The organism is Bacillus mycoides (assembly GCF_000832605.1).
GTDB lineage: Bacteria > Bacillota > Bacilli > Bacillales > Bacillaceae_G > Bacillus_A > Bacillus_A mycoides.
In genome coordinates this window covers 1621927-1639516 of record NZ_CP009692.1, presented here as the reverse complement: position 1 = coordinate 1639516, position 17590 = coordinate 1621927, and the positions used below count along the sequence as shown (strand labels likewise).

Here is a 17590-nt window from a genome sequence, read left to right as displayed (position 1 = left end):
AAAATATGTCATTCGCCAACCTTATCATACAAAAAGAAATGATCCTGACAAATAGGATCATTCCATTTTATCATATGCCTCAATAATACGTTGCACTAATGGGTGTCTCACAACGTCTGTTTGTTCCAGTGTTATGAACGAAAGACCTGATACACCAGATAAAATATTAGCAGCAATAGAAAGACCTGACTTTACCCCTTTTGGCAAGTCTACCTGTGAGGGATCCCCCGTAATAACCATTTTAGAACTAAAACCTAATCGTGTTAAAAACATTTTTATTTGAACACCAGTTGTATTTTGCGCCTCATCTAATATAACAAATGAATCATCAAGAGTACGCCCTCTCATATAAGCAAGAGGTGCAATTTCAATTACACCACGTTCCATCATACGTTGTGTATATTCTTGTCCAAGAATATCATGTAACGCATCATATAGTGGACGTAAATACGGATCTACTTTTTCTTTCAAATCACCTGGTAAAAACCCTAAGCTCTCTCCAGCTTCTACAGCAGGTCTTGTTAAAATAATTTTCTTTACATACCCTTGCTTTAAAGCTCTCACAGCCATTACTACGGCTAAGTATGTTTTTCCTGTCCCAGCAGGTCCTATCCCAAATACAATATCATTCTTTTTCATTGCATGAATATATCGTCTTTGCCCCATCGTTTTCACACGAATGGATTTACCTTTTGCCGTTTTAAAAATTTCCTCTTCATATAATTCTTCGAATTGAGCAATTTTCCCTTGTTGCCCAAGCTGAATCGCATACGCAACATCTCTTTCCGAAATTGATACACCTTTACGGATAACAACAAGTAACTGTTGTAAGATTTTTTCTACGAGCACCACAGTTTCATCTGCCCCAGATACACGAACAGATTCTCCTCTAGTCACAATCGATACACTAAGTTCTCGTTCAATTACTTTTAAATGAGCATCATTTACCCCAAAAAGAGCGATTGCTTCGTTGGGATTTTCCAATTGTTGGTTCATTTCTACTAATTGTTCTGCCATTACTCAGTCTCCTTGAATATCGGATTCAGATATTGGTTGTGGCTCTGCAATATTTTCAATCACTGTATAATGTAATGTGACCTTTAGGTGATCCGCCTCAACCTCTTTACTCAAAATGTTATCACTTACAATCATAGCATGTTCATCCAATTTTTTCTTCAGTTCTTTTTCTGCCATCTCTTTCGCTACTTTCATTGCTTGTTTTTCGGTATATTCTCGGTTCGCTTCTTCCTCTTCTCGTACAATATCTTTCTCGTATGCAATTGGTAATGTAAATCCAAATAATTTCACATCATGTTTTACACTTTCAGTACGAGAGCGCTTATACTTATCCTTTAGAAATCCCCATATTTTTATTTTAGTACTCCCAAATTTAAGGAAATGTTCATTGTATGAATTACCAGTATACACTTGAAATTGTGTCTTTAACGGAACATCCACCTCAGATTTATACCACGTTTCTCCATATACAATCCCTTTAGCCGAAACAACTGTCGGATTCTCCTCATTACCATACATCCCGGATACGAGAAGTTGCCCCTTTTCTACATGGTCATTTTTCATGACAACCGGCTTCCCAACTTCCACAAATGTTTTTGTAATAATCCCTTCTTTTTTTGCTACTAAGTTTTGTGGCTGTTGTTCACTTTCTTTTTTCGGTTCATTTTTTTCAACAATCTTAAAATGATATGTTGTCCCTCTTATTTCTAATCCCGCCCAAGTAATCGCATTAATATTGTCTGTCAAATGACGTTGAACATCTTCTACACTCGGCATTTGGAATTGTAATTTACCTTTTTTTATACCCATTTTGTCCAATTCTTTCATCAATATATATTCTGTTTCAGGTTTTGCTCCTGTAATTTCAATTTTCCACACCATATTTGACAATGCGATCATTCCGAAAAAAAATATTAAAAACCCAATTAAAAATCCACTATTTTTAATTACACGCTTATTCCAAAAAGGAAAACCGTAACGTCCAATAAAATATAATTTACATTCATTTTTTCTATAAATTGGTTTTATCTTTTTCACATCTCGTAATAACATACAAAAAACTAACGTTTCATCAGCTATCTTCTTTACATCCCAAACGAGTAATTTCTTCCGCACACACTCGTTAACAAAGCGTTCCGCTCCTCTACCTTCAATTCGCACCTTTACATACCCAAGCCATTTTATAAACCATTTATTTTTCATCGACTATCTCCACTACCTTTCTAAAAGTAGATACACTACTTTTCAATTCGATTATCAAACTAGCTCGTACTAAAATTTTAATTAGCAGATTCCTTGATCCTCACTAATTATTAACCTTCACGAGCCAATTTTTTACGTGGAACTCAATTCCCACCTATCCTCTTTGTACGAACCGAATATTGAGGCCAGAACGTTACCGCCTGTTAATACAAGGTAACGAAGAAAAACTCCACAAACGGAAGTTTCTCCTCACTCCTCTTTCTTTTCATTTTCTAAAAACGTCACTTGTTCAATAATCCCTTCAAGCAACAGTTCTTCTGGAAGGATTGTTTTAATAACAAAGGATTGACCTTTAATTAATAATTGACCATGTTTCAATAGCAATCTTACCTCTTTATCTGAAAACACTAATAATCCTCGATGATTTTCTATATAGATATGTACTTGCCCAACAAGCGTGATCCGAGGTAGATCCATTAACACATCCACTGGCAGGTCTATTTGCTTCGTTAACCAATTCTTCATTTGTTCTATTTTTTTCATCTCAAAAGACCCCCTCTCATCCCATATGTATGAAAAAAGAGCTTGTAATATCACGTCCAAACTGAAAAAAGCATAAAAAAACGTCTCATACGAAATGAGACGCTTTTTTATGCTAATAGCTGGATAACCAGCTTATTCACAAGTGATCCGTCTGTTTTACCTTTTACTTTCGGCATAACAGCAGTCATCACTTTACCCATATCTGCTTTAGATGTAGCACCAACTTCAGAAATAACTTGCTTAATTATATCCGCTAGTTCTTCTTCCGTTAATTGCTCCGGCAAATATGCGCTTAAAATCTGAATTTCACTTTGCAGTTTATCAACAAGGTCTTCACGACCAGCTTTTTTAAATTCAAGGAGGGAGTCCTTATACTGTTTTACTTCACGAGCTAAAACTGTTAATTCCTCTTCTTCAGTAAGAGTATGTTGCAGTTTAATACCTTCATTTTGTAAAGCAGCCTTAACCATACGAATAACGGTTAATTTTTCTTTTTGTTTATTCTTCATCGCTTGTTTCATATCATCGTTTAAACGACCGAGAAGACTCATAACTTACACCCTCTCTTAGAACTTACGCTTTCTTGCCGCTTCAGATTTCTTCTTACGTTTTACACTTGGCTTTTCATAAAACTCGCGCTTTCTTGCTTCAGCAAGTGTACCAGTTTTAGAAACCGATCTTTTAAAACGGCGAAGTGCATCCTCCAAAGACTCGTTTTTACGAACGACTGTTTTTGACATTCTCTTTCCCTCCCTCCGAAACATCACACTTACATACTAATTTCAGCATGCAAAAAGAAACCCTTCTTCAGCATGTCTTTTACGATTATAATACATTTTATCACTTCAGGTCAACTATTTGGCAGAATAAAAGAAGAATAGATGCCCTTACCTGTTCAAAAGCTATGTAGATAGCTATTATCCTTTTCCCCTGAAGACAACTATATTTTTTATCATTACACCTTTTTTAATACAAGAAAGCATTAAATAACTACTCATTCAACGTACCTGCCTTTTCAGTACTTAACTTCTCCACAAAAAAAAGAAAGCATGCAAATTGTTTCCGTTTGCATGCTTTTTTATCCCGCTATTTGCCAGGACAGTAAGACCCCCACCTCAAAATTCAGCGAAAGCAAAGAACTTAGGCGGGGTCAGGCTGATAATCAGCGGGGATGAACACCCCCCACTGATTAAAGTTTCATTTTATGCGCTTGCTGATTCTTTTTTTACATCATCTTCAAGAACACGAACAAACTGCGCTTCGTTATATGGATAACCAGCTTTTGTAATTTTCACTTTTACTAGCTTACCAATCAATTCTTCAGATCCTTCAAACACAATTTTTAAGTAGTTATCTGTATAACCTACATATAAACCTTCACGGTCACCATCTTTAAATGTCTCTTCCGGAATGATTTCAAGTACTTCACCTTCAAATCTAGAAGCATACTCTTTCGCTAATTGATTTGATAGCTCAATTAGACGGTGAACACGATCGTTCTTCACGTCTTCAGGAACTTGATCTTCCATACGTGCTGCTGGAGTACCTGTACGTTTCGAATAAGGGAAAACGTGTAATTCAGAGAAACGATTCTCTTTAATGAAATTGTACGTTTCCATGAATTCCTCTTCTGTTTCGCCTGGGAATCCAACAATTACGTCTGATGTAATCGCAAGACCTGGTAACGCTTCTTTCAAACGATCTAAACGCTCTTGGAAAAATTCCATCGTATACTTACGGCGCATACGTTTCAATACAGTATTAGATCCTGACTGTAATGGAATATGCAAGTGACGTACAACTACTTCTGATTTATCTAACACTTCAATTACTTCATCAGAAATTTGACTCGCCTCAATAGAAGAAATACGAAGGCGTTTCAATCCGCCTACTTCCGCTTCCATATCGCGCAGTAATCCAGCTAAGTTATACTCTTTTATATCTTCACCGTACCCACCTGTATGAATGCCTGTTAATACGATTTCTTTATAACCCGCATCTACTAATTGCTGCGCTTGTTTAATAACTTCTTTTCCATCACGAGAACGCATTAAACCACGCGCCCAAGGAATGATGCAAAATGTACAGAAGTTATTACAACCTTCTTGTATTTTTAAAGATGCACGTGTACGGTCCGTGAAATATGGTACATCGAGCTCTTCATATACACGTGTTTTCATAATATTGCGGACAGCATTAATTGGTTGACGCTCTTTACGGAATTCTTCAATGTATCCTAACATCTTCTCACGATCTTGCGTACCAACAACAATATCTACACCTGGAATCGCCATAATTTCTGCTGGAGATGTTTGTGCATAACATCCAGTTACACAAATTACCGCATCTGGATTTTGACGTACAGCACGTCTAATTACTTGACGGCTTTTTTTATCTCCAGTATTCGTTACTGTACATGTGTTAATAACGTATACATCAGATTTTTTTTCATATTCAGTTCTTTCATAACCACCTTGTTTAAACAATTGCCAAATCGCTTCTGTTTCATAGTGGTTTACTTTACAACCTAACGTGTGGAACGCAACAGTTGCCATTGATTATCACCCCATCAATTCAAAATGATAAGAAGCGGCACTTAACGCATAAAGCGGAGCCGTTTCTGTTCTTAAAATTCTTGGTCCTAAACTACATGGTACAAATTTATGTTCACGAAGTGCGGTTATCTCTTCCTCCGCTAAACCGCCTTCTGGTCCAAATACAATCAGCAGCTTTTGGCCTGGTTTAATTGTCGCTAAAGATTTCGCAAAATTAGATTTCTCACCTTGTTTCGCTTCTTCCTCATACGCAACAAGACAAACATCATACTCGCTACTCATCGACAGCAGTTGTTTAAATGATGAGGGAACGTGTACTTCTGGAATTTCACTTCTATGCGATTGTTCCGCAGCTTCTTTTACAATTTTTTTCAAACGCTCAACTTTTTTATCTGCTTTTTTCGCATCCCACTTTACAATAGATCGAGATGCTTGAAATGGTAAAAATGCAGCTGCCCCAAGCTCAGTTCCTTTTTGAAAAATTAACTCTAGCTTGTCTCCTTTCGGCAGTCCACTTGCAATCGTCACGAACACAGGAAGTTCGCTTGACGCCTCTACCCATTCTACAATAGTGGTATCCACAAATTCACTGGTAATTTCAGCAATTGAACACTCTGCTGTTTTACCATTTACACAGCAATAAATGTGGTCACCAGCTGACATACGCATCACTCTTGCGATATGATGGACATCATCACCCATTATGCGAATACTTGTCTCATTTACATATTTCTCTTCTACAAAATAACGTTGCATATAATCACCTTAGTAGAGTTTCGTTCCTTTCGTAAGTCAACACTTACGAAAAGAACGAAACGTTATCATTTTCATATAACAAACGGTAAGTCCCTCACCTTATACGGTGAGAGACTCCCCTGTTCTTTATAGACTAAAATCTATATTACGCATTTCGTGCAATAATTGCTACCCAATCTTCCATTCGAAGTACTTCTTCAATTGAAAATCCAGCTGTTTCTAACGCTTCAGAAATTACTTTTTCTTTCGCCCCAATAATACCAGATGTAATAAATAATCCACCTGGCTTCACAACTCTCGCTGCATCTTCAGGGAATAGAAGAATGATTTCCGCTAGTAAATTTGCTACGATTAAATCAACCGGACCTTCAATACCTTCTAATAGACTATTCTGTCCAACATTGACAATGTCATCTGTTTTATTTAAGCGCACATTCATTTCTGCACTTTCAACTGCAACTGGGTCTAAATCATACGCTTGAACAGAAGCCGCACCTAATTTTGCCGCAGCAATACTAAGTACCCCCGAACCTGTCCCCACATCAATCACAGTATCACCTGGGTGAACCGTTTTTTCTAACGCACGAATACACATCGTCGTTGTTGGATGTGTCCCTGTACCAAACGCCATACCTGGATCTAATTCAATAATTTTTTCATCTGGAGAAGACGGTGTATACTCTTCCCACGTCGGCACAATTGTGAATGTATCAGAAATTTGAACTGGATGATAATACTTCTTCCAAGCAGTAGCCCAATCTTCCTCATCGACTTCATTAATTGTAATAGTTCCTTTACCAATTTCGATGTCGAAAGATGGTAGTGCATCAATAGATGATTTTACACCTGCAACCGTTTCGTTTAAAGAATCCGTTTGTGGGAAATATGCTTTTACCAAAACACCCTCACTTGGATATTCATCTGGGTTAAGTGCATAAATCTCACCGTATTGTTGCTTGCGCTCTTTCGTCAACTCCGCTGGGTCCTCAATCGCAACCCCGCTAGCGCCTGCTTCATGCAAAATATGAGAGACAGCTTCTACTGCTTCTTCTGTTGTATGAATACTAATTTCTGACCATTTCACAATTTACCAACTCCATTTTTTATTTCCATTATTCCCCTTTGAAAGCACGTTTAAGCTTTCTGAATAAGCTATCATCCTGCTCTTCTTGCCCTGCAAATTCACGCAATAAATCTTTTTGATGTGAAGTTAATTTCGTCGGCACAACAACACGAACGACTACATATTGATCTCCTTGACCATATCCACGTACGTTCGGAGCACCTTTTCCTTTTAAGCGGAATTCTGTTCCTGTTTGTGTTCCTGCTGGAATTTTCAGCTTCACTTTGCCATGAACGGTAGGAACTTCTACTTCCGCACCAAGTGCCATTTGCGCAAATGTTATTGGCATTTCGCAAATAATGTGATCCCCTTCGCGTTCAAAGAATTCATGATTTCTCACATGAACAACAACATATAAGTCACCTGCCGGTCCGCCATTTACGCCTGCTTCACCTTTTCCAGATACACGAATTTGTTGACCATTATCGATACCCGCTGGAATTTTAACATTGATTTTTTTACGTTTACGAACTTTACCAGAACCATGGCATGTCGTACATTTCTCTTTAATCATTTGACCTGTTCCTGAACAATGTCCACAAGCTTGACGGTTTACAATACGCCCAAATGGTGTATTTTGTTCTACACTTACTTGCCCTGATCCTGAACAATGTTTACATGTTTCTTTTGAAGTCCCTGGTTTTGCTCCACTACCCTTACAAGTATCACATGGATCCTCCACTGGAATCTCAACGTTTAATTCTTTACCAAAAATAGCTTCTTCAAACTCTAAAGTAACTTGATATTGTAAATCAGCACCTTGACGTGGAGCATTTGGATCACGACGTCTGCCGCCACCGCCAAAGAATGAACTAAAGATATCTTCGAAACCGAAGCCACCGCCGAAGTCTCCTCCGCCACCGAAACCTTGATTCGGACCAGCGTGACCAAATTGATCATACTGCGCACGCTTTTGATCATCGCTCAATACTTCGTATGCCTCTTGTACTTCTTTAAACTTTTCAATTGCATTTTCTTCTTTACTTACGTCTGGATGATATTTTTTAGCCAAACGACGATACGCTTTTTTAATTTCATCTTTTGAAGCGCCCTGGCTAAGTCCAAGGACCTCATAATAGTCTCGTTTATTCATAAATTTGCAACCCCCGAATCTTTCACATAAACGTAATTTTAACACCGAAAGAAAGTGCTTTGCAACAAAGTTTCCTCACTTACAGTATGCAAAATAAAAAACTTAAGATCCTCACACATTTCTTCTGATTCGTGAAAAAAGCCAAAGCCAAGGCACGCTTGACTTTGACTTTTTGTCATCTTACTTATTTTATTTCACTGTATTACTTGTCTTCTTTTACTTCTTCAAACTCAGCGTCTACTACATTATCTTTTTTCGCGCCAGCGTCTTGTGCTCCTTGTGCACCTTCTGCTTGCCCTGCAGCCGCTTGAGCTTGCTCGTATAATTTAACAGTTAATTGTTGTACGATTTCTTGAAGAGCATCTTTTTTCACACGGATTTCTTCAAGTTCGTTTTTCTCGATTGCCGCTTGTAATGCTTCTTTCGCTTCCGTTGCTTTCGCTACTTCAGCTGCATCTACTTTACCTTCTAAATCTTTTACAACTTTGTCTGTTTGGAATACAAGTTGGTCAGCTTCGTTACGAAGTTCAACTTCTTCCTTACGTTTTTGGTCAGCATCAGCATTTGATTCAGCTTCTTGTACCATACGATCTACTTCTTCATCAGAAAGACCTGAAGAAGATTGGATTGTAATAGTTTGCTCTTTGCTTGTTCCTAAGTCTTTTGCACGTACGTTAACGATACCGTTCGCATCAATATCGAATGTTACTTCGATTTGTGGAATTCCACGTGGTGCTGGCGGAAGGTCTGTTAATTGGAAACGACCTAACGTTTTGTTGTCAGCTGACATTGGACGCTCACCTTGTAGTACGTGAATGTCTACCGCTGGTTGGTTATCAGCAGCTGTTGAGAATACTTGTGACTTACTTGTCGGAATTGTAGTGTTACGCTCGATTAGTTTCGTGAACACACCGCCCATAGTTTCGATACCTAAAGAAAGTGGAGTTACGTCTAATAATAGAACGCCCTCTACATCACCAGTAAGTACGCCACCTTGAACTGCAGCACCTAATGCTACAACTTCATCTGGGTTTACACCTTTGTATGGCTCTTTACCAGTTTCACGTTTAATTGCTTCTTGTACAGCTGGGATACGAGTAGATCCACCAACAAGGATAACTTTATCTAATTCGCTTGGAGCAAAACCAGCGTCTTTTAATGCACGACGAGTTGGCTCTAATGTTCTTTCAACAAGACCAGCTGAAATTTCTTCGAATTTAGCTCTTGTTAACGTTAATTCTAAGTGTAATGGGCCAGCAGCTCCAGCACTAATGAATGGTAATGAAATTTGTGTTTGTGTTACACCAGAAAGATCTTTCTTCGCTTTTTCAGCTGCATCTTTCAGACGTTGAAGTGCCATTTTATCTTGGCTTAAATCAATGCTATTTTCTTTTTTGAATTCAGCTACTAAATGATCGATGATAACTTGGTCAAAGTCATCTCCACCAAGACGGTTGTCACCAGCAGTTGAAATAACTTCGAATGTGCCGTCTGCTAACTCAAGGATAGATACATCAAATGTACCGCCACCTAAGTCATATACTAAGATTTTTTGCTCTTCATCTTGTTTTTCTAAACCGTAAGCAAGTGCTGCGGCTGTTGGTTCGTTAATGATACGCTCAACTTCTAAACCAGCGATACGACCAGCATCTTTCGTTGCTTGACGCTCTGCATCGTTGAAGTATGCAGGTACTGTAATAACAGCTTTCGTTACTGTTTCACCTAAGTATGCTTCAGCAGAAGCTTTTAAGTTTTGTAAAATGATTGCAGAAATTTCTTGAGGTGTAAAATCTTTACCTTCAACTTCTACTTTGTAGTCTGTACCCATATGACGTTTAACAGACATGATTGTATTTGGGTTTGTAATTGCTTGACGCTTCGCAACTTCCCCAACTTGACGCTCTTCATTTTTGAAAGCTACAACAGAAGGTGTTGTACGGTTTCCTTCTGGATTTGGGATAACCTTTGGTTCTCCACCTTCCATAACAGCTACACAAGAGTTTGTTGTACCTAAGTCAATACCGATAATTTTACTCATGGCGAATCCTCCTACTTTTATGTAAATTATTGATTTACTTTTACCATTGATGGGCGAATCACACGGTCTTTTAGTTTATAACCTTTTTGGAATTCTTCAACTACCGCGTTTGATTCAAATTCACTGTCTTCCACTTGCATAATAGCTTGGTGTTCATTCGGATCAAACTGTTTACCAACAGCTTCAATCGCTTCAACACCTTCTTTAGTCAACGCTTCTAGCAATTGACGATGCACCATTTCCATACCTTGTAACAAGGATTTCGTTTGCTCGTCAGTCGCTTCCACTTGCATCGCTCTTTCAAAATTATCAAGAGCTGGCAAAATATCTGAAACTAGACTTTGTGCTCTATATTTATCAGCAGCCTGTTTATCCATTTGGACACGGCGCTTATAATTTTCAAAATCAGCTTGTAGACGTAATGTGCGACCTTCCGTTTCCGTTAGTTTCGCTTGTAACTCATCTACTTTTTCTTGTAAAAGAGCAGCCTCACTTTTTTCTTCTACAGTTTTTTCACTGTTTTCTGGCGTGACAGCTTCTTCAACTTGCGCTTCTTTCACTTCTTCTACCACTTGTTCGTTACGCTCTTCCACAATTTTCACCTCCTTAAAAGGTATTAGGTATCATGCTTAGCATGATTACCTAAGCATTATATATTACACACAGCAATGAAAATTTCATCACTTGAGCGAATGTATTACTCTCATTTACTTTTTAAGTCCGTCTGTAAATTGTCTTGTAAATAACTGCAGTAAACTAATTACACGAGAGTATTGCATTCTCGTCGGACCTAAAATTGCAATTGTTCCAAGTTGCTCTTCTCCAATCGAATACGTTGCAGAAATCAAACTGCAATCCTCCATTGCCGTAGAAGAATTTTCTCTACCAATTTTCACTTGAATTCCGACTTGTTTATGACGCAAAATGTCATAAAACGCAGCCTCATTATCAATCATCGTCAGCAAAGATCTTACTTTGTGAATGTCATGGAACTCTGGTTGCGAAAGCATATTTGCTTTTCCTCCAAAGTATATCTTTTCCGATAAAGGGACTTGAAATGTACCATCTAACATTTTTATTGCACTATCGTAATTATGAACATACCCACGCAAGACTGTAACAATCTCTTTAAAGATTTTATTATGAAGTTCTGCCATAGGTATACCAGATAGCTTTTCATTTAAAATATTAACCATTTTTTCTAAATCTGATAAATCAACAGATTCCGGAACGGTAATCGTTTTACTTTGCACATGCCCTGTATCTGTTACAATAATAGCGACTGCTGTTTGACGATCAAGCGGTACAATTTGTACATTTTTAAGTTTATTTGTGCTCAATTTGGGACCAAGAACAATGGCCGTATAATTCGTAAGCTCTGATAAAATTTGAGCTGATTGTTGTGCAATTTTTTCTGCTTCAAAAATTCTTTCAGCAAATAAATCTTTAATTTGTACAATTTCATCGGTCGGTAAGTTTTGCGGCGCTAAAAGATGGTCTACATAAAATCGGTATCCTTTTTCAGAAGGAACACGCCCAGAAGAACTATGCGTTTTTTCAATAAATCCTAATTCTTCTAAATCAGCCATTTCATTTCGAATAGTAGCTGAACTAAACGTAATTTCATCTTTCTTAGCCAACGTCCTCGAACCAACTGGTTGCGCTGATCCAATAAAGTCATCAACAATTGTTTGTAAAATTAAGAGCTGACGTTCCGTAAGCATCTCATCATCACCTCTGTTAGCACTCTTTGTCTTCGAGTGCTAAATCTATTAATAACTTACCAAAATTGACATTCAATTGTCAACGGAAACGTCACGAAATAACAAAAATTTTTCACGCTTATGGCACATTTAATTAATCAATCAAAAATGACTGGAATACTTCATTCCCTAATAGTTTCCCTTTCCTCGTTAAACAAACATGTCCATCTCTGTTTTCAAGTAATCCTTGTTCTTGATTACTTTGTAACTGCTTTGCAAAAACATGGTCCATCTCCACATTAAATTTCTTTTGGAATTCTAACTTAGAAACACCTTTTGTTTTTCGAAGTCCTAAGAACAACTCTTCTTCCATTTTTTCTTTCTCTGTCACTGGATGAACATCTAAATATGGAAATCCTGTCTCATCAATTTTAGTGAAATATTGCTTGAGCGGACCTACATTTTGAATTCGTTCCCCGTTCACATAGCTATGCGCTCCAGCTCCAAATCCATAATACTCTTCATTATTCCAGTATGTGAGATTATGTCTACTTTCATTATTACCTTTTGAGAAGTTACTAATCTCATACTGGTTATAACCATGTTTCTCCATTTCATCCATTACCATTTCGTACATTTTCGCTTCATGGTCTTCACCTGGAAGTCTTAATTTCCCTTTATTCATTAAGTTATAAAATACGGTTTTCGGTTCCACAATTAAGGAATATGCCGAGAAATGTTGTACACCAAGCGTAAAGGCAATGTCTAATGTTTCCTTTACATCTTCTATCGTCTGTCCTGGCAGAGCATAAATTAAATCTACATTAATATTTGTAAAACCAACTTCCTGCGCTTCTCGAATTGCTACGAATGCATCTTCTCTCGTATGCCTGCGTCCAATCTTCTCAAGTAGCTCATTACGAAACGTTTGCACACCAAAACTAATTCGGTTTACTCCACCTTCTAGCAATACGTTCAATTTCTCTTTCGGTAAATCACCTGGATTCGCTTCAAATGTTAATTCACAATTCGGCGCAAATGGACGCAAACGACGGTTAATGATGTCGAGTAGTTTTTTTGTCTGTTCCATATTTAATGCCGTCGGAGTTCCTCCGCCAACAAAAATCGTTTTCATACTTTCAAACGGTACTTTTTGAACCGTATTTATTATTTCTTTCTCTAAATATTGTAAGTATTGATCAACCGGTTGGCGTTCAATAAATACTTTATTAAAATCACAATAGTGACAAATATGCTGACAAAATGGAATATGAATATATGCAGCTTGTACCAAATATAACTCCTACCTTTCTAAAAAGAAAACCTCCGCACTCCGGAGGATTCTTTACTTCTCTACTGTATTACGGATTTGTTCCATTCGCATTTTTCCCCAATCATACATCATTTCAACGATCGGTAAAAGCGACATACCTAATTCCGTCATATAGTACTCAACACGCGGAGGAATTTCCGGGTATACCGTTCGATCAACAATCCCGTCCTCCATTAACTCTTTCAATTGATTTGACAACACTTTATGAGAAATGCTCGGGAACAGACGTTGCAATTCACTAAAACGATGCGGACCTTCCACACCTAAGTGCCACAATATCACAACTTTCCACTTCCCACTAATTATAGAAAGCGTCAGTTCCTTTTCGCAATTAAAATTACCTTTTTGTATTTTCTCTCGAATATCTTTTCGAATATTTTCGGACATTAATAGTCTCCTAACTCTATATCAATCACTAAAAAGCTCTCTCACTATTGTAAATGAGAGATGCTAAGATGTCTAAAAAGTAGCATATAAAAAAGAAGCCGAACGAACGGCTTCTACTTTTATCACGATTGGTGCGGGCTAATAATTAGCGAAGAATAGAAAAATCCCCACTAATTATAGTTCACTCCATTAGTTATCATCCATTTTCAGTACAGCCATGAATGCTTCTTGCGGCACTTCTACAGAACCAACAGACTTCATACGTTTTTTACCTTCTTTTTGCTTATCAAGAAGTTTACGCTTACGAGAAATGTCACCACCGTAACATTTTGCAAGTACGTTTTTACGCATCGCCTTAATTGTAGAACGAGATACAACTTTATTTCCGATAGTCGCCTGAATTGGCACTTCAAACTGTTGTCTTGGAATTAATTTCTTTAATTTCTCTACAATTACTTTACCACGGTCATACGCTGAATCACGATGTACAATAAATGATAAAGCATCCACTTGTTCATTATTTAAAAGAATATCCATTTTCACAAGTTTAGATGGTTTATAACCAATTAACTCGTAGTCAAATGATGCATATCCTTTCGTATTTGATTTCAATTGATCGAAGAAATCATATACGATTTCTGATAACGGGATTTCATATGTCAATGTAACACGTGTTTCATCTAAATATTGCATATCAATAAACGTTCCACGTTTCCCTTGGCAAATTTCCATTACAGCTCCAACATAGTCATTCGGAACCATAATTGCAGCCTTCACAAACGGCTCTTCTACACGATCGATAGTCTGTGGATCTGGCATATTAGATGGATTATCAACAATAAAATCTTCACCGTTCGTTAAATACACTTTATAAATAACGCTTGGCGCTGTTGTAATTAAGTCAATCTTGAATTCACGTTCAATACGTTCTTGAATAATCTCCATGTGAAGAAGCCCTAAGAAACCACAACGGAAACCAAAACCTAAAGCTTGAGATGTTTCAGGCTCAAATTCAAGAGCAGAATCATTCAATTCTAGTTTTTCTAACGCATCACGTAAGTCGTTATAACGTGCAGAATCGATTGGATATAAACCACAGAATACCATTGGGTTTAATTTTCGATACCCTTTTAACGGCTCTGCAGCCGGACGTTTCGCATGTGTAATCGTATCACCAACACGTGTATCGCCTACATTTTTAATAGATGCTGCCAAGAAACCTACATCACCTACTGTTAACTCGTCACGTTGCGTCGTTTTCGGTGTAAACACACCTACTTCTGTTACTTCAAATTCTTTTCCAGTTGCCATCATACGTACTTTATCGCCAACTTTTACCGTTCCATTTACAACACGGATATATGCAATTACACCACGGTACGGATCATATAAAGAATCGAAAATCATACATTGTAACGGCTCTTCTGAATCACCTGTTGGAGCTGGTACCTTTTCAACGATTTGTTCTAAAATTTCTTCAATACCAATGCCAGCTTTTGCTGAAGCAAGTACAGCTTCCGATGCATCTAAACCAATTACATCTTCTACCTCTTGACGTACGCGTTCTGGGTCTGCACTTGGTAAGTCGATTTTATTAATAACTGGTAAGATTTCTAAATTATTATCAAGCGCTAAATATACGTTCGCTAATGTTTGCGCCTCAATTCCTTGCGCTGCATCCACTACAAGAATTGCACCTTCACAAGCCGCTAAACTACGAGATACTTCGTACGTAAAGTCGACGTGTCCTGGAGTATCGATTAAGTGAAGAATATACTCTTCACCGTCTTTCGCTTTATACGTTAGTTGTACTGCATTTAATTTAATTGTAATACCACGCTCACGCTCCAACTCCATAGAGTCAAGCAATTGCGCCTTCATTTCGCGCTGTGCCAACGCGTTTGTTTTCTCCAAAATACGGTCTGCCAACGTTGATTTCCCGTGGTCAATGTGAGCAATGATGGAGAAGTTACGAATTTTGGACTGTCTTTTTGCTCTTTCTTCTTTATTCATCTATGTTCTCAACTCCTAATAGTCTCGCCAATATACACTAGCACTGATTATATCAATAGAGCAGCAAAGATTCAATGAAAACTCGTGCTGCTTACAATACAAATCACTCTATCTATATCTTATGCGAACAAACCATAAGAGACAAACCTTTTTCAAATTAAAAGACAGCTCTCTTACAAACATAAGACAACCATCCTTCCCGCTACCCTTAACTAAAAATTCCTTTTATTGCCCCAACAACTATATCCGTTCCAAACTTTGTCATATCACGAGCAACACTTGCTATCGCCATACCGATACCTTCTACAACATTAAAACTTCTTAAGCTTTCTAACTGTTTTTGTTTTTCAATAGCCGAAAACGTCTCTCCCGAAATTTCCGATTCAGCCCCAGCGCCTTCTGTTCCTGTCATATGAGCAATTTGTTCATATGACAGCTGACGATATCCTTTCATACTTTTTAAGCCATGATTAGCAAGTCCCACTCCAGCTATCATCATAAGCAAACATAAGACTGTACCGCATATACATAACAGCGTAAATTGACTCAAGCTATTTCTGCCTCTTTCCATCAATGTGTATATGCCCCTGTATTATCCTGATCAATCTGATGATGCAGTGCTGCATTTAAACCGCTGGCTATTACATTTGCCATATCCTCAATAAACGCATCTACTTCTTTTGGAGTTACCATTAAATTATGACCAAGAGGAGATAACACTTCATAAATTAACTTTCTCTTTTCTTCTTCTTCTAACGTACCAATAGCTCCTAAAAACATATTTCGACTCTTTTCATCCGGCATATCTTCTTCTGTTAATTTTTTCTTTTCTCCAAATGTAAAACCTGCTGGTAATAAAGAGCGTGACGGTTTGTTTCCTTCTTTCAGTTCCCGGCCAAAATGTTTCAAAATAAAATCAATTGTATCACTCGTAATCGAAACAGCATCTACCACAGTTGGCACACCAATTGCGATAACAGGAATACCTAATGTTTCTTTACTTAGTTCCTTACGCTTATTCCCAACACCAGATCCTGGATGAATTCCTGTATCAGAAATTTGTATCGTACTATTTACTCGTTCAATAGAACGCGCAGCTAATGCATCAATTGCGATGACAAAGTCTGGTTTTGTCTTCTCAATAATTCCGTAAATGACATCGCTCGTTTCAATCCCTGTAATTCCCATTACCCCTGGACGAATGGCACTAACAGGTCTAAACCCTTCTTCCACACTTTCAGGCTGCAATTTAAACAAATGTCTCGTCACCAGTACGTTCTCTACAACTATCGGTCCGAGTGCATCCGGCGTTACATTCCAATTCCCAAGACCTACGATTAAACAACTCGCTTCTTTTGAAACTCCAACCTCTTCTAAGAAATAAGAAAATTCTTTTGCAAAAATACGCTCTACCTTTTGCTGAAGTTCCGTATCTTGTTGTCGTATACCTTGCACCTCAAGAGTTAAATAACTTCCAGGTTTTTTCCCCATCGACTCAGATGCAATTTCATCAATAGTTACTTTTGTAATTGTAACTCCCTCTTCTTCCCTCTCTTTTACAATAACTCCCTGTATCCCTTTTTGTTCTTCTTGGCGCTCTTGTAGCATTTGGTGCGCCTCTACAGCAAGGTCAGTTCTAACACTATATTTACTTAAATCTAATGGTTCTTTCATCGTATCTCCTCCGTAATTCATAGTAAATATCGTTAGATTTCCCCAAGTTATATTAGGTCATTCTTTCCTTTACGTGAAATTTCATTGATATACTATTGCAATTCTCTTCACCGTTTGATAAAATATCACTTGTTCTATGTAAGAATCGAGTC

General features: G+C 37.7%; 17 protein-coding genes. All 17 read right to left on the bottom strand.

Features of this window, described 5'->3' with window-relative positions; translation table 11 throughout:
- Nucleotides 1-57: 57 nt before the first annotated feature.
- The 17 genes from BG05_RS10370 to gpr all read right to left on the bottom strand — a co-directional run bounded on the left by BG05_RS10370 (nt 58) and on the right by gpr (nt 17438).
- Nucleotides 58-1017, bottom strand: coding sequence for a PhoH family protein (locus tag BG05_RS10370; RefSeq protein ID WP_002015189.1), 960 nt, complete (start codon nt 1015-1017; stop codon nt 58-60).
- Between the two features lie 3 nt (nt 1018-1020).
- Complete coding sequence (yqfD, locus tag BG05_RS10365; protein ID WP_002184946.1) at nt 1021-2220, bottom strand: sporulation protein YqfD; 1200 nt, start codon at nt 2218-2220, stop codon at nt 1021-1023.
- 249 nt (nt 2221-2469) lie between these two features.
- On the bottom strand, nt 2470-2763 hold the full coding sequence (gene yqfC, locus BG05_RS10360) for a sporulation protein YqfC (RefSeq protein ID WP_002067170.1): 294 nt from the start codon (nt 2761-2763) through the stop codon (nt 2470-2472).
- A gap of 107 nt (nt 2764-2870) precedes the next feature.
- Nucleotides 2871-3314, bottom strand: coding sequence for a GatB/YqeY domain-containing protein (locus BG05_RS10355; protein ID WP_000054578.1), 444 nt, complete (start codon nt 3312-3314; stop codon nt 2871-2873).
- A gap of 15 nt (nt 3315-3329) precedes the next feature.
- Nucleotides 3330-3503 carry a 30S ribosomal protein S21 gene (gene rpsU, locus BG05_RS10350; RefSeq protein WP_000048061.1) on the bottom strand — a complete coding sequence of 58 codons (174 nt, stop codon included), beginning with the start codon at nt 3501-3503 and terminating at the stop codon, nt 3330-3332.
- Nucleotides 3504-3965: 462 nt separating this feature from the next.
- Complete coding sequence (gene mtaB, locus BG05_RS10345) at nt 3966-5318, bottom strand: tRNA (N(6)-L-threonylcarbamoyladenosine(37)-C(2))-methylthiotransferase MtaB (RefSeq protein ID WP_002015193.1); 1353 nt, start codon at nt 5316-5318, stop codon at nt 3966-3968.
- 6 nt (nt 5319-5324) lie between these two features.
- Nucleotides 5325-6074: a 16S rRNA (uracil(1498)-N(3))-methyltransferase gene (locus tag BG05_RS10340; RefSeq protein ID WP_003191474.1), complete on the bottom strand. Its 750-nt coding sequence runs from the start codon at nt 6072-6074 to the stop codon at nt 5325-5327.
- A gap of 145 nt (nt 6075-6219) precedes the next feature.
- The gene (prmA, locus tag BG05_RS10335) at nt 6220-7158 is read right to left on the bottom strand and encodes a 50S ribosomal protein L11 methyltransferase (protein WP_002129142.1); all 939 of its coding nucleotides are present in this window, start codon (nt 7156-7158) and stop codon (nt 6220-6222) included.
- A 28-nt stretch (nt 7159-7186) separates the two neighbouring features.
- Nucleotides 7187-8290 carry a chaperone protein DnaJ gene (dnaJ, locus tag BG05_RS10330; protein ID WP_002129144.1) on the bottom strand — a complete coding sequence of 368 codons (1104 nt, stop codon included), beginning with the start codon at nt 8288-8290 and terminating at the stop codon, nt 7187-7189.
- 202 nt (nt 8291-8492) lie between these two features.
- Nucleotides 8493-10328, bottom strand: a complete 1836-nt coding sequence (gene dnaK / locus BG05_RS10325; protein ID WP_002015198.1) for a chaperone protein DnaK — start codon at nt 10326-10328, stop codon at nt 8493-8495.
- 26 nt (nt 10329-10354) lie between these two features.
- Nucleotides 10355-10921, bottom strand: coding sequence for a nucleotide exchange factor GrpE (grpE, locus tag BG05_RS10320; RefSeq protein WP_000392715.1), 567 nt, complete (start codon nt 10919-10921; stop codon nt 10355-10357).
- Nucleotides 10922-11035: 114 nt separating this feature from the next.
- Nucleotides 11036-12052: a heat-inducible transcriptional repressor HrcA gene (gene hrcA / locus BG05_RS10315; protein ID WP_002015201.1), complete on the bottom strand. Its 1017-nt coding sequence runs from the start codon at nt 12050-12052 to the stop codon at nt 11036-11038.
- A 133-nt stretch (nt 12053-12185) separates the two neighbouring features.
- On the bottom strand, nt 12186-13325 hold the full coding sequence (hemW, locus tag BG05_RS10310) for a radical SAM family heme chaperone HemW (RefSeq protein WP_003191468.1): 1140 nt from the start codon (nt 13323-13325) through the stop codon (nt 12186-12188).
- Nucleotides 13326-13376: 51 nt separating this feature from the next.
- Complete coding sequence (locus BG05_RS10305) at nt 13377-13751, bottom strand: winged helix-turn-helix transcriptional regulator (RefSeq protein WP_002015203.1); 375 nt, start codon at nt 13749-13751, stop codon at nt 13377-13379.
- A 189-nt stretch (nt 13752-13940) separates the two neighbouring features.
- Nucleotides 13941-15764, bottom strand: a complete 1824-nt coding sequence (gene lepA / locus BG05_RS10300) for an elongation factor 4 (RefSeq protein WP_002015204.1) — start codon at nt 15762-15764, stop codon at nt 13941-13943.
- Between the two features lie 208 nt (nt 15765-15972).
- Nucleotides 15973-16335 carry a DUF3679 domain-containing protein gene (locus BG05_RS10295; RefSeq protein ID WP_063607626.1) on the bottom strand — a complete coding sequence of 121 codons (363 nt, stop codon included), beginning with the start codon at nt 16333-16335 and terminating at the stop codon, nt 15973-15975.
- Nucleotides 16335-17438, bottom strand: a complete 1104-nt coding sequence (gpr, locus tag BG05_RS10290; protein WP_002088693.1) for a GPR endopeptidase — start codon at nt 17436-17438, stop codon at nt 16335-16337. Before gpr ends, BG05_RS10295 begins: the two co-directional genes overlap by 1 nt.
- Between the last annotated feature and the right edge of the window lie 152 nt (nt 17439-17590).